This is a genomic window from Legionella fairfieldensis ATCC 49588 (assembly GCF_000621525.1).
Classification (GTDB): domain Bacteria; phylum Pseudomonadota; class Gammaproteobacteria; order Legionellales; family Legionellaceae; genus Tatlockia; species Tatlockia fairfieldensis.
The window spans coordinates 40,531-58,857 of record NZ_JHYC01000013.1 but is presented as its reverse complement, the minus strand read 5'-3'; the positions used below and the strand labels follow the sequence as shown (position 1 = coordinate 58,857).

Here is an 18,327-nt window from a genome sequence, read left to right as displayed (position 1 = left end):
ACGCGCCATAAGGCGCGTTATCTGGCGGAGTGGACGGGGCTCGAACCCGCGACCCCCGGCGTGACAGGCCGGTATTCTAACCAACTGAACTACCACTCCAATTCTTGGTGGGTGCTGCAGGGATCGAACCTGCGACCCTCGCCTTGTAAGGGCGATGCTCTCCCAGCTGAGCTAAGCACCCAAAAACTTAGTCTTGTACCGCCTCTTTCAAAGACTTGCCTGCTTTAAACTTGGCAACTCTTGAAGCTTTAATTTGTATCGTCGCACCAGTTTGCGGATTTCTACCAGTACGTGCTGAACGATTACCAGTGGAGAAAGAACCGAAACCTGGCAATACAACTTGATCACCACTCTTTAAAGCATCAGTAACGGTTATCATAAAAGTATCAAGAACTCGACTAGCGTCTGCTTTAGTGACACCAGATCCACTTGCGATTGCTTCAATCAATTCACTCTTATTCATCTTTTCCCCTATCAGTTATTCTTCCATTACCCAAGGCGATTACAACAGAATCATTCACCTCAGTCAAGCAGTCACATCCTTGCATCGTCCGCCAGCAGCGGACAACGGTGTGAAATATAACCCTTATTAATGAGCATGTAAATCTTTATTTTTATTTTTTTTCGTACTTTTTGCAGAAACTATCGCTTGATCGTCCGAAACAGGGATATTCATGGTGGGACTACGCTGTAAAGCCAACTCCAACACTTGTTCAATTGTTTTTACCGGATGCACGGTGAGCTTCCTTAACACATTGTCAGGAATCTCCTCCAGATCTTTACGATTTTCCTCGGGAATAATAACATGTTTTATTCCTCCGCGGTGTGCCGCCAGAAGCTTTTCTTTCAGGCCACCAATAGGAAGCACTTCTCCACGTAACGTTATTTCTCCTGTCATTGCAACATCAGCGCGTACAGGGATCTGTGTTACGACGGAAACAAGAGCAGTACACATGCCAATACCTGCGCTGGGACCATCTTTAGGTGTTGCTCCCTCGGGGACATGCACGTGAAAATCATTTTTATCGTAAAAATCATCCACCAGGCCAAAACTCTTTGCCCGGCTTCGCATAACCGTCATCGCCGCATGAATGGATTCCTGCATTACCTCGCCCAACTGGCCCGTATGAATTGTTTTTCCCTTGCCTGGAATCATTGAGGCTTCAATAGTGAGCAATTCGCCCCCTACACTGGTCCAGGCAAGTCCTGTCACCTGTCCCACCTGATCAAATTCTTCGGCAAGGCCGTACCTGAATTTTTTTACCCCCAAATATTTTTCAATATTGGCGCGTGAAATAGTAACTTTTTTGACGCGTTTACCGGTCAAAATCTCTTTTACTACCTTACGACATATATTTGCTATATCCCGTTCCAGATTACGTACGCCCGCTTCACGTGTATAATGACGTATAATTTCACGAATCGCACTTTCACTGATATTAATCTCAGTGGGTTTTAGACCGTTCAACACAAGCTGTTTTTTTACCAGATAACTCTCGGCAATATTAATTTTTTCATCTTCAGTATAGCCAGCCAGCCTAATCACTTCCATACGATCAAGAAGAGGAGCGGGTATTTCAAGTGAATTAGCGGTTGCAATAAACATCACATCGCTTAAATCATAATCTACTTCCAGATAGTGATCGCTAAAGGTATGGTTTTGCTCCGGATCAAGCACCTCCAGCAAAGCGGATGCCGGGTCGCCACGAAAATCCATAGCCATTTTGTCCACTTCATCCAGCATAATAAGCGGATTTTTAACACCAGCTTTACATAATTTTTGAATGATTTTGCCTGGCATGGAACCAATGTAAGTGCGTCTGTGACCTCTGATTTCTGCTTCATCACGCACACCGCCCAATGCAATACGAATAAAGGTCCTTCCTGTGGCATTAGCAATCGATTGACCTAATGAGGTCTTTCCTACACCAGGAGGGCCTACCAGACATAAAATGGGTCCTTTCAAACGTTTGACACGTTGCTGAACAGCCAGGTATTCGATAATACGTTCTTTGACTTTTTCTAAACCGTAATGTTCTTTATCAAGAAGACTTTCAGCTTTGCGCAGATCAAATTGAATTTTATTTTTTCTTTTCCAGGGTACACTCAGCATCCAATCAAGATAATTTCGTATAACAGTCGCTTCAGCAGACATTGGCGACATCATTTTTAATTTATGTAACTCAGCCAAGGATTTTTCTTTTGCTTCTTTAGGCATACCTGCTTTATTGATTGAGGCTTCCAACTGCTCAATTTCGCTGCCTTCTTCACCTAATTCACCAAGCTCTTTCTGAATAGCTTTCATCTGCTCATTAAGATAGTATTCTCTCTGGCTTTTTTCCATTTGGCGCTTGACACGACCTCGAACCCGTTTTTCAACGTGAAGCAAATCAATTTCATTTTCAATGGCACCCATCAGCCGTTCAAGGCGTGTACCAATATCGGTAATTTCCAGCAACTCTTGTTTGTCATCAACTTTTAAACTTAAATGAGCTGCTATAGTATCGGCTAAACGGCCAGGCTCCTCTATGCTTGCCAATGAACTTAAGACTTCCGGAGGAATTTTCTTGTTGAGTTTTATGTATTGTTCAAATTGAGACATCAACGAACGCATTAAAATTTCAATTTCCTGATCTTTTAGCAGCGCATTCACTTCCTCAATCGCTTCAAGGTCAGCCTCCAAAAAGCCCTTATCCTGGGAATAGTCTTTAACTTTTGCGCGATGCTCTCCCTCAACCAGCACTTTGACGGTGCCATCGGGAAGTTTTAATAACTGTAAAACACTTGAAACAGTACCTACGGTATAGAGATCCTGGGGACCAGGATCATCCTGAGAGGATTTTTGCTGAGCAACCAGAAATATTTGCTTGTTGTCAACCATGGATGCCTCTAATGCTTTAATGGATTTATCCCTTCCTACAAACAATGGGATCACCATATGCGGATAAACAACAACATCCCGAAGAGGTAATACAGGTAAAGAAGAGGCATCACCTTCATTTGATATTACTTCATTTTCGCTTTCGCCAGACATAATAAGCCCTTATTCAAACGACAATCCTATGAGAAATAGCACAGCTTTTCAGTTGAATTGTTTGCTCTTTTTCAAGAGCAAACAGACACCTTGGATGACCCTACTGAATTCTATTCTGTTTGCCTCAGTATAGTACTGTTACACCACCTTATTCCATCCCGCCTGCGGCAGCTTGCTTGTTTTCCTCACCTTGATAGATAAGGATAGGTGTACCCGTGTTGTTAATAACACTTTCATCAATAACTACTTTATTAATGCCTTCCATAGAAGGTAACTCATACATGGTGTCTAAAAGAATATTTTCAAGGATAGCACGCAACCCTCTTGCTCCTATTTTCCTTTCCATTGCTTTTTTAGCAATCAGCCGCAATGCTTCTTCCTTAAACTCCAACTCTACGTTTTCCATCTTAAACAGCGCATGGAATTGTTTAGTCAGTGCATTTTTAGGTTGTGTAAGAATATCAATCAAAGCCGCTTCATCAAGTTCCTGTAGAGTAGTTACGACGGGAAGACGGCCCACAAACTCAGGAATCAAGCCATATTTGACCAAATCTTCAGACTCAAGCGCATCCAGGACTTTCTGTGTATCGACATTATTCTTGCTATTTTTCAGCTGCGCGGAAAAACCTATACCTGATTTATCACTACGCTCCCGAATCACTTTATCAAGTCCCGCAAAAGCGCCGCCACAAATAAATAAAATATTGGAGGTATCTACCTGGAGAAACTCTTGTTGAGGGTGTTTACGGCCGCCTTGAGGGGGTACAGAAGCAATTGTCCCTTCAATTAATTTTAATAAGGCTTGCTGCACACCTTCTCCTGACACATCGCGTGTAATAGAAGGATTATCCGATTTGCGCGAGATTTTATCGATTTCATCAATATAAACGATTCCCTGCTGGGCTTTTTCTACATCATAATCACATTTTTGCAGCAATTTCTGGATAATATTTTCCACATCTTCACCTACGTATCCTGCTTCAGTCAACGTAGTCGCATCTGCCATGGTAAAAGGAACATTTAACAAACGGGCTAACGTTTGAGCAAGTAACGTTTTACCACTGCCTGTAGGTCCTATAAGGAGAATATTACTTTTACCCAGTTCAATGTCTTCTTCTGTTTTATTATATAAACGCTTATAATGATTATAAACTGCCACTGAAAGAACTTTTTTCGCGTGGGGTTGACCAATTACGTATTCATCAAGAAAATTAGAAATTTCTTTAGGTGTGGGTAAAGAAGGTTCTGTTTTTTCTGGCGTTTCGTGAGTTTCTTCGCGGATAATATCATTACAAAGCTCAACGCATTCATCACAAACAAAAACCGAAGGACCGGCAATCAATTTTTTTACTTCATGCTGGCTTTTTCCACAAAATGAACAGTACAAAATTTTATCACCATCACTGTTACCGCTTTTACTCATCTACAAACCCCCTTCTTAGTGCTACCAGATAAGATGATATATAGGTAGCCAAACATACCCGAATTGAAAACACGTTGATGTCTTAAATAAAGCACGAAAATTACCTTATTAATAGCAGGTGCGTAAGGCACTTTAAACGCACCCTGTTTTCAATTACGTGAGTATAGTAAATTTTAGACAATCAGAAAAATAACGGCAAATATCTGTCAGTTTGCTTTAAACAAACTGACAGTTTTTATTACTTAATTGTAGCCATAGTCTCGCGGTTGTGAAGAACCTTATCAATTAAGCCATATTCAGCTGCCTGTGTAGCGCTCATAAAATTATCACGTTCAGTATCACGCATAATTTGATCAGGCGTTTTTTTTGTATGCCTTGCCATAATACTATTCAAGCGCTCTCGCACCGCCAGGGTTTCACGGGCATGAATTTCAATATCCGTAGCCTGGCCTCGGTAACCCCCTAAAGGCTGATGAATCATTACTCTTGAATTAGGCAAACAAAAACGCTTGCCATCAGCCCCGGCGCAAAGCAGCAGCGCGGCGGCACTGGCCGCCTGTCCTATACACAGGGTACTGACATCGGGTTTAATAAATTGCATGGTATCGTAAATTGCAAGACCTGCTGTAACGACCCCGCCAGGAGAGTTGATGTACAAGGAAATATCCTTGTCTGGATTCTCAGACTCCAAAAACAGTAACTGTGCGACTACCAGATTAGCCATATGGTCTTCGACTTCTCCTAATAAAAAGATAATCCGTTCTTTCAAAAGCCGTGAGTAAATGTCATAAGAGCGCTCCCCTCGTGAAGTTTGCTCAATAACCATAGGCACCAAACCACTGGCATTTTTAATCAAGTTTTCTGGATAACCCGACATACTTATTCTCCTTTACTCTCACTATCCTTTTTAGGATTCATCACCGCCTCGTAACTCATTGTTTTTTCAATGACGGTAGCATCTTCGCTAATTTTTTCAGCGACCATTTCTTCCATGACAAGTGCTTCAACCTCAGCCAAACGCTCTTTGCTTCCATTATACCAGGAACGTAATTCCTCCGGGCTTTCATAAGCACTGGCAAATTTGTCAATCATCGCATCGACACGTGTTTTATCCGCTATAATTTCATGTTTTTTCACGTATTCAGAAAAAAGTAACCCAAGATGAACACGCCGCTTTGCCTGCTCTTCAAACAGGGCACGAGGAAAATCAGGTATTTTTTCATTATCAGAATGCTCATGGCCAAAGAGACGATGATACATATCATGTTTTAAGTGACCAATTTCCTCATCAATTAAAGCCATCGGTAACTCAAAAGGATTGGCTTCCCGTAACTTATCGAAAACTCGCTCCTTGTTCATTGAGTTAACATGGCGCTCAAGCTCACGTATCATATTTTCCTTAATATCTTTTTTCAACGCGTCAATTCCACCTTCCTTGATATTAAATTTTTCAGCGAAAGCCTCATCTAAAGCAGGCAGTTTCCCTTCCATGACTTTATGAACCGTAATTTTAAACGTAGCCTCTTTCCCTGCTAATTCCTTATGATTATAATTTTCGGGAAAAGTCACTTTAATATCAAAAGGCTTCTCGACTTCAGCACCGATTAAACCGTCTTCAAAACCGGGGATCATTGTTCCCGAACCAATGACAATTTCATAATTACTGGCACTACCGCCTTCGAAAGGTTTGTCCTCAAGAAAACCTTCAAAATCGATAATAACCTTGTCCTCTTTCGCAACAGCACGGGAAACGTCATGCCACTCTTTATTTTGTTCACGCAATTTTTCAAGCATTTCGTTAACATCACTGTCCTTGACTTCAGCACGAACTACTTCAATTTCGCCTTTATTTAACTCATTAATAGTAATTTCGGGAAGTACTTCAAAAATAGCGGTATATTTGAAATCTTTGCCTGATTCAAGCTGCTCAGGTTCAACATGGGGAGATCCTGCGGGAATAAGTTCATTCTTTTGTAACGCCTCATAGAGCGTTGACTGTACCATTTCTCTGGCAACTTCTTCACGAACACTGTTAGAGAAACGGCTCTTCACCAGGTGCATAGGCACTTTCCCGGGACGAAAGCCATCTAACTTTACTTTACGCGCAAGATTACGAAGACGAAGACTTACTTCTTCCTCTACCTTCTCGGTTGGCACCGAAACTGTTACTTTGCGTTCCAAACCTTTCAAGGTTTCAACAGAAACTTGCATCTAGTCACCTCTTGGATATTATCATGAAATGGTGCGAAAGGAGAGACTCGAACTCTCACGGGTTACCCCACTGGAACCTAAATCCAGCGCGTCTACCAGTTCCGCCACTTTCGCAAACAGGGTGGAATTATCGAACAGTAAGCTTATCTTGTAAAGACTCAGAATGAATCTCAAGCATATTATCTAATTTCAAGGGTCTGGGGTGAACGATGGGACTCGAACCCACGACAACCGGGATCACAACCCGGGGCTCTACCAACTGAGCTACGCTCACCATTTCTATACACAGGAATCTGCAAAAGGGCTGGCACGCCCGGCAGGATTCGAACCTGCTACCCTCGGCTTAGAAGGCCGATGCTCTATCCAGATGAGCTACGGACGCCTAAAAACTGGTCGGGGTGGAGAGATTCGAACTCCCGACATCCTGCTCCCAAAGCAGGCGCGCTACCAGACTGCGCTACACCCCGTTTTACCCGTCCCAAGGACAGAGCGCAAATGATACTCGGTGCGATTCTGCAGGTCAATAACCTGAGTATAATAATTTACAGGAAATTTTCCAATTCTATAAAATAAACCACCAATCGATTCAATGATAGAAGATCATTAAGTTATTGCCGTTCTTAATCTCATGAGCTAGCATCAAAATTTAGACGCCATCGGTATCCTCATGAAAACAAGAATATTACCTTTATTTGACAGTCTGGATAATCTCTCCAAAAATGCGGAAAATGTCACTCTCGATTCACGTTTTCAAAGTGACTTTTTTCATTGCCTGAACTTTCTTAAAAGTTATACGGGTAGTCTCGGAACTTTCAATAGTTATCGCCGGGAAACGGAACGCCTCCTGCATTGGTGCTGGCAAATAAAAAAAATGACCTTGCCTGAATTAAAACGTCAGGACATCGAACACTATATTCGTTTTTGTCAAAATCCGCCCCACGATTGGATAGGATTAAAAAAAGTGCCTCGTTTTCTGGAAAAAGAAGGAAAACGTCGACCTAATGAGGAATGGCGTCCTTTTATTGCCACAGTAAGCAAATTTGCCAGAAAACAAGGCGCAACAGCGTCCATTGAGCAATTTAGTTTATCACAAGGCGCAATACAGGAAATTTTTGCCATTTTAAGCACTTTATTTAATTTTCTTATCGCGGAAGAATACGTATTATCCAATCCCGTTGCGTTAATTCGTCAAAAAAGCAAGTTCGTTCGTAAACGCCAGCAAAACGCTCCCATTAGACGTTTAAGCCTGCAACAATGGAATGAAGTTCTCCAGGCCGCCGAGAAGCTTGCCGCAGAGAATCCAGCCAAGCATGAACGCACGCGCTTTATCTTATCGTTGCTTTATGGCATGTATTTGCGTATTTCAGAGCTTGCAGCCAGCGAACGATGGATTCCTGCCATGAACGACTTCGCAAAGGATAGTAATGGTGCGTGGTGGTTTACAACGGTAGGCAAAGGGAATAAGGAACGCCAGATCGCAGTCAGCGAAGCCATGTTGGCAAGTCTGGTTCGGTGGCGTCAATTTTTAGGTTTGACGCCATTACCCTCTCCTGCTGACAATTCTCCTTTAATTCCAAAAATCCGGGGTAACGGACCCATGAGCGATACCGCACCGATTCGACGTCTGGTACAACAATGCTTTGATTTAGCCGCTGAGCAGTTGCGCCTTAACAATCAAAAAGAAGAAGCCGATAATCTGATTACAGCAACCGTACATTGGTTAAGGCATACCGGTATTTCCGAAGATGTCAAAATTCGCCCTCGTGAACATGTAAGAGACGATGCCGGCCATAGTTCCAGTATAACAACTGATCGATATATCGATGTGGAAAGGCATGCGCGACACAAATCGGCTCGCTATAAAAAAATTGAACCTGTAGAATGATTTTATTTGAGAGAATTAACAGCTAAATTTCTCTATCTTGGCAAAGGCATTCAGAGTTGTAACGGTTCGCAATCAGCACATGAAATTAGACCCACATTATTTGCAACTGAAAATTCCAAAACCACCAGAAAAACGTCCGTTTCCTGGTAATTCAATTTTTCATAAAAATCTGCTTAAAGCAGACCATAACCCCCTAGATAAAATCAACATAAACTAATAGGCTAATTTTAAAGTGATATTGTCAGGATATAGAGTCATTGGGTATGCGTGTACCGAGACCCCTTTCGACAATCTTCATTTCAAGACATAATATAATCAAGTCCATGATCATGAGCTAACCGCAGCAATTTTAAATTTGCCCCCTTGGGATGCACCTCTCCCCTCTCCCACTTTTGGTAGGTAGAGGGAGTAACATTCAGAATTTTAGCCATTACCGCTTGACTAATTTTTTCTTTGACCCTCATTTTTTTTATTTCATCTGCTTCAAGCGCTTTAACTTCACTTAAATTAAGTACTTCAATTTCTTTGATTGTAATGGGATCTAAACGAAGATCTTTTGCTGTTTCTACCATAGCATCAATAATTTTTCTCATTTTTAATCTCCACTAATGAGCCATCTTTGATTAATTCATTAAGCTCCAAATCAGAATAAGTCAATAACGATTGAGCAACAATTTTAAAGGCTTTCTCTTCATTTATAGTTATATTACTTTTAGTATTTTTTTCGAATCCAAAAACGAAAAAGCAATTCTTTCCTTTTTTGAAGGCAACAATTGTTCTGGTACTTCCACTCTTTCCTCTTCCTTTATTTCCAATCCGTTTTTTAATTACTCCTCCACCATAGTTGGCTTCATAAACTTCAATTGAAATTTCTTCTGCCGCAGTGATAAGCAATTCATCCCTTACTTTATTTTTTATAGCCCATTTGTTAAACAACTTTGTTTTTATTATTCGCATGTTAATTGTCTTCTATAGTAAAAATTACTATATCAAAATTTACTATAAATCTCAAGCTGAGATACTAAGAAAACGAACGTTTTTCCGGTGGTTTTGGAAATTTTCAGTTGCACTTAATCTGGGCCAATTTCATGCACTGATTGCGGCCGTTACAGTTAGCCTGACAGCATTGCCGTAACTCAAGAGCTAATCGCATCCACTAATTCGATATCATGAGTTGCTAATGATTCACCCAAGAAAATTTCCCCCACAGTTTGAAACCGTTCAACAGAATCCGTGACCAAATAAGAGATTTTGCTAATGGGCTTTTCAGCAAATAAATTGGCTTGATCGAGGAGTTGATATAGTGCAGTTGCTGTAGCCTCTGCGGAATCCACTATGGTTACACTCGAAGATAATATTGTCTTCAAAAGTGATTTAAATACCGGAAAGTGTGTACAGCCTAGAAGAAGAGTATCTTCTGAATTTAAATCAGATAAATAATGCGTTAAAGCTTCTCGCGCCACGTTGTTTTCTATCATCCCTTCTTCAGCAAGGGCCACTAACACACTACACGCACGAACACTAATTGTAGCCTTCGGTAATTGCTCCCAAATCAAACGCTGGTAAGCTTGAGAAGCAATCGTTGTTTCAGTGGCTAATACAATAATACGTTGATTTTTAGTCGCTGCCACCACAGCTGAAGCTCCAGGAATAACCACCCCCAAAACGGGTATATCGGGAAGCATGGCCTGTAATTGAGGCAAAGCTGCTGTCGTTGCCGTATTACAAGCTATTATTAGGGCTTTAACCTGCCTTTCTATTAAAATACGTACCATCTGCTTTGCGTATTGCAACACGGTGTCAGGGCTTTTGGTTCCATAAGGCAATCGGGCAGTATCTCCCAGGTAAATAAATGATTCATCAGGCAGCGTGGCTTTTAAAGCTCTTAATACAGTTAGACCGCCCATTCCTGAATCAAACACACCGATTGGTAAATTATTTTTATTCATAAAGGCGAAAGTGCTTGAATTGAGAAAAAGTTAGTATAATTTAAATAGTATAGAAAGCTAGTGGACAGCCTCATGATCAAGCAATTTTGTTTAATTTTTCTTTTACCTGGCTTATTATTTGCCCAAGGCTGTATCATTGGTAATAAAACCGAACGACCCCGCTATGTCTGCTTTGATGGACGTACCTTGAAACCTAGTGCCAATGGGTATGTCTGGCATGCCAAACGAGGTTGTTTTATGAGCCGCGTACCCTGCTGTGCTTATGAAGCAACTCATTATAGTTATTCTGAAAATCCTCAGTATGTTTATCACTGGTTTAAACGTTGTCGTTATCAGTACCCTTTCCATCTGGGTGAGATGCAAACTCATTAACCTAATGATAAGTAAACGTTATTATTGTAAATTGACGATTAACACCGCCGCAGCTACTAACCAGATTACTGTGCTTATCAAGTAAGAATAGGAAAAAGCATGATAGGTTTTTCGCTTATACCATACGTCAATAATCCACACTGGCAAAACTGATAAACTCCACAACACTAAAACACTGGCAACATACTTAACGCCTCGATGGAAAGACAGAACATTGGCTATAGCAACGACCAACTTATCGAAAATAGTCTGGATTATTGACAAGATCCATGAAAACCATGGCTCATAATAAACAAGCAAGGCAGTAATCAAAAGTAGAGGTAAAAAAAGCGTCATGCCAGGAATGGCAAAGAGTTTTTTGAAAAAATTGACAAACTCCTGCGAAAAGAAAACTATAATAGAACATGTTAATACCACCAGAGCGACTGTTAACATATTGTCCATGCTATTAGCCCTTGTCCTCTAAAATTTCCCAACGTTCATAAAGTTGTGATAATTTTTTTTCATCATTCATTAGCTGTTGATTATGTGAGCTAATGACCTGCGCTTCCTGCTGATAAAAATCCGGTTCAGTCATTTTTATCTGTAACGCTGTAATTTTCTGTTCCAGAGTTTCGATTTCCTGCGGCAGTCGAGCTAATTCGCGCTGTTCATTAAAACTTAATTTATTCGCTTTGCTATTGGGTTTAATGGATTTACCCACGGGCAAAATGCCCTCTTGCTTTTTTTGCACGCGGTAATCATCATAACCCCCCACATACTCATTGAACCGTCCATCTCCTTCATAAACCAGTACAGAAGTCACTATATGATTAATAAAAGATCTATCATGACTGATTAAAAGGATAGTCCCTGGATAATCCACTAACAGGGTTTCCAGTAATTCGAGCGTTTCAATATCCAGATCATTGGTCGGCTCATCCATAACCAATAAATTAACTGGCTTGGCTAATAATTTTGCCAGTAATAAACGATTGCGCTCCCCCCCTGATAAGGTTGAGACAGGCTGATTAAAACGTTCCGGCGAAAATAAAAATTCCCGTAAATAAGTGGCAACATGTTTTTGTTTGCCATTTAAAGTAACATAATCAGCCCCGTCACCCACATTGGCCATTACGGTTTGTTTTTCATCTAACTGGCGTCTTAATTGATCAAAATACGCAATTTCAAGAGAGGTTCCCTGACGCACGGTACCAGTAGTCGGGGTTAACTCACCTAGTAACAAACGGATTAACGTGGTCTTGCCACAACCATTGGGGCCGATAATTCCTATTTTATCGCCCCGCGTTAGTAACAGTGAAAAATCCTTGATTAAAAGTTTATCCTGAAGTTGATAATTGACTTTGTTTGCCTCAATGACCAAATTACCTGAACGGGAAACATCAAGCGTTAAAGCCTGAACTTTCCCCAATTGTTCACGACGCGCTTTATATTGTTCACGCATGGCTTTCAATGCACGAACTCGCCCCTCATTGCGTGTACGTCGTGCTTTAATACCCGTACGTATCCACGCCTCCTCGGCAGCCAATCGCTTATCGAACAAACTATTATGTTTCTGTTCATTTAAACGCATCGCCTCTCGTCTATCCAGATAAGTATCGTAATTACAATCATAAGTATGGAGTTTCCCTCGATCAATTTCCACAATACGATTAGCAACTTGTGCCAAAAACTCTCGATCATGCGTTACAATCAACAGACTGCCTGTATACGATTTCAAATAAGCTTCTAACCATTCAATGGTGCTCACATCCAAATGGTTAGTAGGCTCATCAAGAAGCAAAAGATCTGGCGCTGCAATGAGTGCCGCTGCCAACAATACGCGGCGCTTCATTCCTCCGGATAAATTATTCATGGATGCATTGAGATCCAAATCCAAACGAGTTGCCATCATTTCAACTCGAGGTACTAAATCCCAAATATGGAGATTATCCATTTGTTGCTGGCAACGGGCCAGTGCGGCTAAATCCTCTCCCGCTGATAATTGATGGAACTGATTAAGCACTTCTCCTGTTTCACCCAGACCTCTTACCAAAAAATGATAAACGGTTTCCCTGCTATCATTTAAAGGAACTTCCTGGGTTAAACCCGCCACGCGCAGCCCATTTAATTGATTGATTTGGCCACTATCGGGTATTAACTCTCCTTGCAAAAGGCGAAGTAATGTCGATTTACCAGCACCATTCCGCCCTACCAGAGCAATTCTCTCTTGAGGCTGTATCTGCCAATCCACTGCATCAAGCAAACGATTAGAAGCCAAATTTAAAGTGACATTATGAAGAGTGATTATGCTCATACCAACTCGTTATTTTTGTAAGCGTTCATGTCCTTGAACGGATACTTATTTTTTTATAATTAGTCGCTTATCCTGTTGCGATAGATTAAATTGAGACAAAACATTCATACCTAACAGAACGACATTGTCCTCGCTCCCTGGTATTATAACCGCTTTTATATTGTGCAGAGTAAAACCTGCGAAACCAAGCTGCTTCAATCGGGTTAAAGAACCAGTGACTACGCCATTTGCAGTACCCATGCTAATAGTATAGCGCCCCTCCAGATTCATTTGAGTCGCCAGTTTTTGAGGAATTGCCACCAGGGTAGCTCCTGTGTCTATCATAAACTCAACGGGATAGTCATTAACATAACCTTCCAGACGATAATGTCCTTGTTTATCTGCCCGAATAGTTACCGTACCATGCTGAACATGATAAGAGGCTTTTTCATTTTGATTGTAATAATAAAAAAATAAAAATAACAAAATAAAAAAGATCAGCCAGGCAATGACAAACATTAAACGTCCGATTTGAAAAGATTGCTCATTACTCACAGGACGCTCAATCTACAGAAGCAGGCAATACCATAATTCCATCTACTTCTACTTGAGCGGCGCGTGGTAAAGCAGATACACCAATTGCTACCCTTGCAGGGTAAGGCTCCGTAAAATAACGACTCATCGCTTCATTGACCAAAGGAAAATGATTTAAATCAGTCAAATAGACGGTCAACTTGACAAGTGCGGCCAAACTACCCCCTGCAGCTTCACAAACTGCTGCTAAATTAGCAAAAACCTGATCAATCTGAAGACGGATTTCCTCACTGCAAAGCTGCATTGTTTCAGGGGCCAAAGGGATTTGCCCCGATAGATACACCGTATTGCCGCAGCGAACAGCTTGACTATAAGTACCAATTGCCGCCGGTGCCAGATCAGTATGAATGGTTTGCATCAGTTATCTCCCTGCTTTTTACGATAAAGACGTACGACTACTTTGTTGGCACGTAAACGACGCATTACTCGAGCCAAATGATTCCTGTCTCGTACACTAATAGAAAAAGTTACGGCATTATGTCGCCCGTCACGCGGATCAACATTGATATTGCCTATGTTTGATTCTGCTTCAGAAATTGCCGTAGCCAAAGCAGCAAGAACTCCGCGTTGGTTCGCCACTTCCACGGTGATATCCACCCAAAACTCACCTTGTACCTGTTCATCCCAGCGAAGAGAAATCAACTGCTCAAGATTATTGCGACCATGAATAATATTTGGACAATCACTCGTATGAACTATAATTCCTCGTCCCTGTTGAAAACGCCCTACAATATTATCTCCGGGAATGGGTTGGCAACAATCAGCAAAATGCACAACCATCCCTTCTGTGCCCTTGATAGCTAATGGGCGACTTTTTGTTGTTTTTTCTAATTCATTACTATCCTGACTAATGACCAAACGTTTGGCAATCACCATCGGCATCTGATTACCAATACCAATCGCATAAAGCAATTCGTCTGCAGATTTATAATTTAAATCATGCAGCAAAGCCTGCAACGATTCAGGCGGCACTTTCGTATAATCACTGGACAATTCGGTTAATGATTGCTCCAATAAACGTTTACCCAGAACAATGGACTCAGCATGTTGCTGGCTTTTCAAAAAATGGCGAATATTAGAACGAGCTTTACCAGTTACAACAAAATTTAACCAGGCCGGATTAGGATGCGCACCTGGAGCAGTAATAATTTCTACCGTTTGTCCATTGGTAAGCGGGATGCTTAAAGGTACCAAACGCCGATTTACTTTGGCTGCCACACAACTATTGCCTACGCCCGAATGGACTGTATAGGCAAAATCAACAGGTGTAGCACCTTTCGGCAACTCCATAATATGACCTTTGGGCGTAAAAACGTAAATTTCATCAGGAAAAAGATCAATTTTGACATGTTCAATAAATTCCAGTGAATTTCCTGTGCTCCGCTGCATTTCTAATAAGCGTTGCACCCATTCCCGCGCGCGTAATTGCGCTTCATTGACTTCCAAACCTGAAGATTTATAAATCCAATGCGCAGCTACACCATTGTCAGCGACTTTATCCATATCCCGGGTGCGAATTTGCACTTCGAGGGGGACGCCAAAGGGTCCAAACAACGTGGTATGTAATGATTGATAACCATTTGCCTTGGGTATTCCGATGTAATCTTTAAAACGTTGGGGCACTGGTTTATAGGTTCGGTGCAAAGCGCCCATGACCCGATAACAGGAATCAATATCTTCCGTAATAATCCGAAAAGCAAACACATCGGTGATTTCCGTAAATGATGCTTTTTTCTGACGCATTTTTCGATAAATACTATATAAATGCTTTTGTCTGCCAAAAACATGTTCATAGGGAATATTAAGTTCTTTTAGGGCATGCGCCAAGTCCTGCTCTATCTTCTGAGTTAATTCCCGGCGATTTCCTCGTGATTTTTCTACCGCCGATTTAATAGCACGATACCGCATGGGATAAAGTGCTTGAAAGCCTAAATCTTCAAGACCGGTATAAATAGCATGCATCCCTAACCGATTGGCAATGGGCGCATAAATCTCCAGCGTTTCTATCGCAATCCGTCGTCGTTTCACTGAGGGCATAGCGCCTAAGGTACGCATGTTATGAAAACGATCAGCAAGCTTGACAATAATGACGCGAATATCCTTCACCATTGCCAGCACCATCTTGCGGAAATTTTCTGCCTGCGCTTCTGCGCGGGACTCAAATTTAATTTTGGTAAGCTTGGTTACCCCATCAACAAGAGCAGTCACATCCTCGCCAAATTGTTGCACCAATTCATCTTTACTGACAGCAGTATCTTCCACCACGTCGTGGAGCAATGTAGCCATGATAGTTTGATAGTCCAGGCGCATACGGGCTAAAATCAGCGCCGCAGCAACAGGGTGAGTAATATAAGGCTCTCCGGAACGGCGCATTTGGCCTTGATGTGCTTCTTCAGCAACTTGATAAGCCTGATAACATTTCTCAATAAATGGTTGTTCAAGGTAGCATTCAAGCTCTTTTTCTAACTCCTTAAAGTAGCTCACACACTCTCCCTACATGACTGCTCAGTTTCTCAGGCTGGATTACCCGAGTAGTTTACCGCAGGTTTGATAAAATAAACGCTGATATCATAATTATTAATGATAAACCCCATTATTGCTGACTTGAACTAAAAAAGCCCTGATAATGATCAGGGCTTCCTTTACTTATGGAATAGTAGAAATACCAACTATACTAGTCTTTATTTAAAATATCCGCGCTAATCAAACCTTCAGCAATTTCTCGCAGAGCCACTACGGTAGGCTTATCATTTTCCCATTCAACCAAAGGTTGCTCTCCGCGCACAGCAATATCACGCGCACGTTTAGTAGCAACCATGACTAATTCAAAACGATTTGCTACATGCTCCAAACAATCTTCTACAGTCACACGCGCCATACTATCATCCCCCGATTAACAACACTTAACTCTCCACAGAGAGAATAATTACTCAAATAATCTATTTTACTGCGATGTCAACAGGAATGAAAGCAATTTTCTTTGTGTTATCATTTGTCGAGCGCTTCGTAAACGATTAGCCACTACAATGGTCTGTAATTCAAGAGCGGCTTTGTTAAACTCATCATTGACAATAAGATAATCAAATTCAGCGTAATGACTTAACTCAGCCTGAGCTTGCTTCATACGTTTTCCAATCACTTCCTCGTCATCCTGCCCTCTATTCATTAATCGTTGTTTCAAAACGGCTAATGAAGGTGGCAAAATAAACACCGACACAGAATCTGGAAATATTTCTCTGATTTGTTGCGCGCCTTGCCAGTCAATATCTAAAACCACGTCCATTCCTGCTTGTAATCGCGTCTTAATCTGAGTGACCGAAGTGCCATAATGGTGATTAAAAACCTGAGCATGTTCAATAAACGCATTCGCTTTTATCATTTCTAAAAACTGTGCTTCGTTGATAAAAAAATAATCAATGCCTTCTTTTTCGCCGGGTCTAATCTTGCGCGTAGTATGCGAAATGGATATTTCAATGTTAGCTAAGGAATTTACCAATTGCTTCACCAGACTGGTTTTCCCCCCCCCTGAAGGGGCAGCAACAATGATTAAATTTCCTGAAGAAGAATCTGTCATAATTTTACTCTATATTCTGAATTTGTTCTCGCATTTGCTCAATAAGCACTTTCATTTCAACAGCATGTTGAGTCAAGGTAATAGAGTCCGATTTGGAACTTAACGTATTTGCCTCACGGTTCAATTCCTGCATTAAAAAATCCAGACGTCGTCCTGCTGCTTCGGAACTCTCCATTATTCTTCCTACCTCCGCAATGTGGGTTTGCAAGCGATCCAATTCTTCATTAACATCCATCCGAGCCAAGATGAGAGCAATTTCCTGTTCAATACGAGGGTTGTCTACTTCCATTTGCAATCCATTTAAACGCATTAATAACTTATCTCGTGATTGCTCCCTATAAGAAACTACCTGTTGTTTTGCCTGAGTGACCTCCTGGCTTAATTTAATCAGACGATTTTGCACATGCAATCGCAAAGCCTGTCCTTCAACCTGTCTTGCCGCAAGAAGTTGATCTAATGCCTCTTGAAATAATTGTTCAACGGAGTGAGCCAAAACATCAATATCCGGCTCTGTTAACTGGACGACACCAGGCCATGCAAGAATAGAGGACACAGCAAGATCATTAGCGACATGCTTTGTTGCAGCCAAACTGGCTCCCGCGTCAATCAATTTATTGATCAGACTTTCATTAATTAACAATGCCTGATTATTCCCTCCCAAATCCTGAAATTTGAGATAACATTCCAATTTGCCCCGATTTAACTTGCCCCGTAATCGAGTTCGTAAATTTCCTTCAAGAAAACGAAATGCTTCCGGTAACCGAAAAGCCACATCAAGATAACGATGATTTACCGATCTGATTTCCCAACAGAATATGCCGGTATCAAATTGTTGCTGTACTCTGGCAAAAGCCGTCATGCTGTGAGTCATAATAGTACTAATCAGTGAGAATGAAGCGACTATAAAGCAAATTTATTCAAATGCAAGATTTTACCCCAAGGTGCCTGACGATTCACTAATGGACAAAAGAAAAAACAGGGGAAACAGGAGAGATTTGCTAAAGATCGCC

Annotated in this window: 18 protein-coding genes and 6 tRNA genes; 2 read left to right on the top strand and 22 right to left on the bottom strand. The window is 41.4% G+C overall.

Annotated features, from left to right (window positions below):
* Positions 1 to 22 precede the first annotated feature (22 nt).
* From T345_RS0104510 to T345_RS0104460, 11 genes are all read right to left on the bottom strand, one after another.
* Positions 23 to 99, bottom strand: a tRNA-Asp gene (locus T345_RS0104510).
* A 6-nt stretch (positions 100 to 105) separates the two neighbouring features.
* Positions 106 to 181 (bottom strand) — tRNA-Val (locus T345_RS0104505).
* A gap of 6 nt (positions 182 to 187) precedes the next feature.
* Complete coding sequence (locus T345_RS0104500) at positions 188 to 463, bottom strand: HU family DNA-binding protein (RefSeq protein WP_028388289.1); 276 nt, start codon at positions 461 to 463, stop codon at positions 188 to 190.
* 126 nt (positions 464 to 589) lie between these two features.
* Positions 590 to 3,034, bottom strand: coding sequence for an endopeptidase La (gene lon / locus T345_RS0104495; RefSeq protein ID WP_028388288.1), 2,445 nt, complete (start codon positions 3,032 to 3,034; stop codon positions 590 to 592).
* 148 nt (positions 3,035 to 3,182) lie between these two features.
* Positions 3,183 to 4,457, bottom strand: a complete 1,275-nt coding sequence (gene clpX / locus T345_RS0104490; protein ID WP_028388287.1) for an ATP-dependent Clp protease ATP-binding subunit ClpX — start codon at positions 4,455 to 4,457, stop codon at positions 3,183 to 3,185.
* A 238-nt stretch (positions 4,458 to 4,695) separates the two neighbouring features.
* Positions 4,696 to 5,334 carry an ATP-dependent Clp endopeptidase proteolytic subunit ClpP gene (gene clpP / locus T345_RS0104485; RefSeq protein ID WP_028388286.1) on the bottom strand — a complete coding sequence of 213 codons (639 nt, stop codon included), beginning with the start codon at positions 5,332 to 5,334 and terminating at the stop codon, positions 4,696 to 4,698.
* A 2-nt stretch (positions 5,335 to 5,336) separates the two neighbouring features.
* A complete protein-coding gene (gene tig, locus T345_RS0104480) occupies positions 5,337 to 6,668 on the bottom strand; it encodes a trigger factor (RefSeq protein WP_028388285.1) in 1,332 nt (443 codons plus the stop codon).
* Between the two features lie 29 nt (positions 6,669 to 6,697).
* A tRNA-Leu gene (locus tag T345_RS0104475) sits at positions 6,698 to 6,782 on the bottom strand.
* Between the two features lie 84 nt (positions 6,783 to 6,866).
* Positions 6,867 to 6,942: transfer RNA gene (locus T345_RS0104470), tRNA-His, on the bottom strand.
* 31 nt (positions 6,943 to 6,973) lie between these two features.
* A tRNA-Arg gene (locus T345_RS0104465) sits at positions 6,974 to 7,050 on the bottom strand.
* An 8-nt stretch (positions 7,051 to 7,058) separates the two neighbouring features.
* Positions 7,059 to 7,135, bottom strand: a tRNA-Pro gene (locus T345_RS0104460).
* Positions 7,136 to 7,329: 194 nt separating this feature from the next.
* Between T345_RS0104460 and T345_RS0104455 the strand changes: the two genes are divergently transcribed.
* Entirely contained in the window at positions 7,330 to 8,553 is a 1,224-nt protein-coding gene (locus tag T345_RS0104455; protein ID WP_028388284.1) for a tyrosine-type recombinase/integrase, read from the top strand.
* A 299-nt stretch (positions 8,554 to 8,852) separates the two neighbouring features.
* Here the strand turns inward: T345_RS0104455 and T345_RS0104445 are convergent, their stop codons facing one another.
* From T345_RS0104445 to murI, 3 genes are all read right to left on the bottom strand, one after another.
* Positions 8,853 to 9,146, bottom strand: a complete 294-nt coding sequence (locus T345_RS0104445) for a helix-turn-helix domain-containing protein (protein WP_028388283.1) — start codon at positions 9,144 to 9,146, stop codon at positions 8,853 to 8,855.
* Positions 9,130 to 9,510, bottom strand: coding sequence for a type II toxin-antitoxin system RelE/ParE family toxin (locus T345_RS0104440; RefSeq protein ID WP_028388282.1), 381 nt, complete (start codon positions 9,508 to 9,510; stop codon positions 9,130 to 9,132). Before T345_RS0104440 ends, T345_RS0104445 begins: the two co-directional genes overlap by 17 nt.
* A gap of 179 nt (positions 9,511 to 9,689) precedes the next feature.
* On the bottom strand, positions 9,690 to 10,502 hold the full coding sequence (murI, locus tag T345_RS0104435) for a glutamate racemase (protein WP_028388281.1): 813 nt from the start codon (positions 10,500 to 10,502) through the stop codon (positions 9,690 to 9,692).
* A gap of 72 nt (positions 10,503 to 10,574) precedes the next feature.
* On the opposite strand from murI, the gene T345_RS0104430 reads away from it, so the two are divergent.
* On the top strand, positions 10,575 to 10,874 hold the full coding sequence (locus tag T345_RS0104430) for a hypothetical protein (RefSeq protein WP_028388280.1): 300 nt from the start codon (positions 10,575 to 10,577) through the stop codon (positions 10,872 to 10,874).
* 21 nt (positions 10,875 to 10,895) lie between these two features.
* Here T345_RS0104430 and T345_RS0104425 read toward each other — a convergent pair whose 3' ends face one another.
* From T345_RS0104425 to T345_RS0104390, 8 genes are all read right to left on the bottom strand, one after another.
* Positions 10,896 to 11,318, bottom strand: coding sequence for a hypothetical protein (locus tag T345_RS0104425; protein ID WP_028388279.1), 423 nt, complete (start codon positions 11,316 to 11,318; stop codon positions 10,896 to 10,898).
* A gap of 4 nt (positions 11,319 to 11,322) precedes the next feature.
* On the bottom strand, positions 11,323 to 13,170 hold the full coding sequence (gene abc-f, locus T345_RS0104420; RefSeq protein WP_028388278.1) for a ribosomal protection-like ABC-F family protein: 1,848 nt from the start codon (positions 13,168 to 13,170) through the stop codon (positions 11,323 to 11,325).
* Positions 13,171 to 13,215: 45 nt separating this feature from the next.
* Positions 13,216 to 13,704: a retropepsin-like aspartic protease family protein gene (locus T345_RS0104415; RefSeq protein WP_028388277.1), complete on the bottom strand. Its 489-nt coding sequence runs from the start codon at positions 13,702 to 13,704 to the stop codon at positions 13,216 to 13,218.
* A 7-nt stretch (positions 13,705 to 13,711) separates the two neighbouring features.
* Positions 13,712 to 14,101 (bottom strand): Rid family detoxifying hydrolase, encoded by a 390-nt coding sequence (locus T345_RS0104410; RefSeq protein WP_028388276.1) that lies wholly within the window; start codon positions 14,099 to 14,101, stop codon positions 13,712 to 13,714.
* Complete coding sequence (gene spoT, locus T345_RS0104405) at positions 14,101 to 16,227, bottom strand: bifunctional GTP diphosphokinase/guanosine-3',5'-bis pyrophosphate 3'-pyrophosphohydrolase (protein WP_028388275.1); 2,127 nt, start codon at positions 16,225 to 16,227, stop codon at positions 14,101 to 14,103. Before spoT ends, T345_RS0104410 begins: the two co-directional genes overlap by 1 nt.
* Before the next feature lie 190 nt (positions 16,228 to 16,417).
* The gene (gene rpoZ / locus T345_RS0104400) at positions 16,418 to 16,621 is read right to left on the bottom strand and encodes a DNA-directed RNA polymerase subunit omega (RefSeq protein ID WP_028388274.1); all 204 of its coding nucleotides are present in this window, start codon (positions 16,619 to 16,621) and stop codon (positions 16,418 to 16,420) included.
* A gap of 66 nt (positions 16,622 to 16,687) precedes the next feature.
* The gene (gene gmk / locus T345_RS0104395; protein WP_028388273.1) at positions 16,688 to 17,317 is read right to left on the bottom strand and encodes a guanylate kinase; all 630 of its coding nucleotides are present in this window, start codon (positions 17,315 to 17,317) and stop codon (positions 16,688 to 16,690) included.
* A 4-nt stretch (positions 17,318 to 17,321) separates the two neighbouring features.
* Positions 17,322 to 18,188 carry a YicC/YloC family endoribonuclease gene (locus tag T345_RS0104390; RefSeq protein WP_028388272.1) on the bottom strand — a complete coding sequence of 289 codons (867 nt, stop codon included), beginning with the start codon at positions 18,186 to 18,188 and terminating at the stop codon, positions 17,322 to 17,324.
* Positions 18,189 to 18,327: the final 139 nt, after the last annotated feature.

Excerpts from the sequence above, each read along its gene's own strand:
- gmk (WP_028388273.1), bottom strand. The coding sequence starts at position 17,317 with ATGACAGATTCTTCTTCAGGAAATTTAATCATTGTTGCTGCCCCTTCA.
- rpoZ (WP_028388274.1), bottom strand. The coding sequence starts at position 16,621 with ATGGCGCGTGTGACTGTAGAAGATTGTTTGGAGCATGTAGCAAATCGT.
- T345_RS0104445 (WP_028388283.1), bottom strand. The coding sequence starts at position 9,146 with ATGAGAAAAATTATTGATGCTATGGTAGAAACAGCAAAAGATCTTCGT.
- T345_RS0104390 (WP_028388272.1), bottom strand. The coding sequence starts at position 18,188 with ATGACTCACAGCATGACGGCTTTTGCCAGAGTACAGCAACAATTTGAT.
- T345_RS0104425 (WP_028388279.1), bottom strand. The coding sequence starts at position 11,318 with ATGGACAATATGTTAACAGTCGCTCTGGTGGTATTAACATGTTCTATT.
- T345_RS0104440 (WP_028388282.1), bottom strand. The coding sequence starts at position 9,510 with ATGCGAATAATAAAAACAAAGTTGTTTAACAAATGGGCTATAAAAAAT.
- clpP (WP_028388286.1), bottom strand. The coding sequence starts at position 5,334 with ATGTCGGGTTATCCAGAAAACTTGATTAAAAATGCCAGTGGTTTGGTG.
- murI (WP_028388281.1), bottom strand. The coding sequence starts at position 10,502 with ATGAATAAAAATAATTTACCAATCGGTGTGTTTGATTCAGGAATGGGC.
- abc-f (WP_028388278.1), bottom strand. The coding sequence starts at position 13,170 with ATGAGCATAATCACTCTTCATAATGTCACTTTAAATTTGGCTTCTAAT.
- lon (WP_028388288.1), bottom strand. The coding sequence starts at position 3,034 with ATGTCTGGCGAAAGCGAAAATGAAGTAATATCAAATGAAGGTGATGCC.
- tig (WP_028388285.1), bottom strand. The coding sequence starts at position 6,668 with ATGCAAGTTTCTGTTGAAACCTTGAAAGGTTTGGAACGCAAAGTAACA.
- clpX (WP_028388287.1), bottom strand. The coding sequence starts at position 4,457 with ATGAGTAAAAGCGGTAACAGTGATGGTGATAAAATTTTGTACTGTTCA.
- T345_RS0104500 (WP_028388289.1), bottom strand. The coding sequence starts at position 463 with ATGAATAAGAGTGAATTGATTGAAGCAATCGCAAGTGGATCTGGTGTC.
- T345_RS0104430 (WP_028388280.1), top strand. The coding sequence starts at position 10,575 with ATGATCAAGCAATTTTGTTTAATTTTTCTTTTACCTGGCTTATTATTT.
- T345_RS0104410 (WP_028388276.1), bottom strand. The coding sequence starts at position 14,101 with ATGCAAACCATTCATACTGATCTGGCACCGGCGGCAATTGGTACTTAT.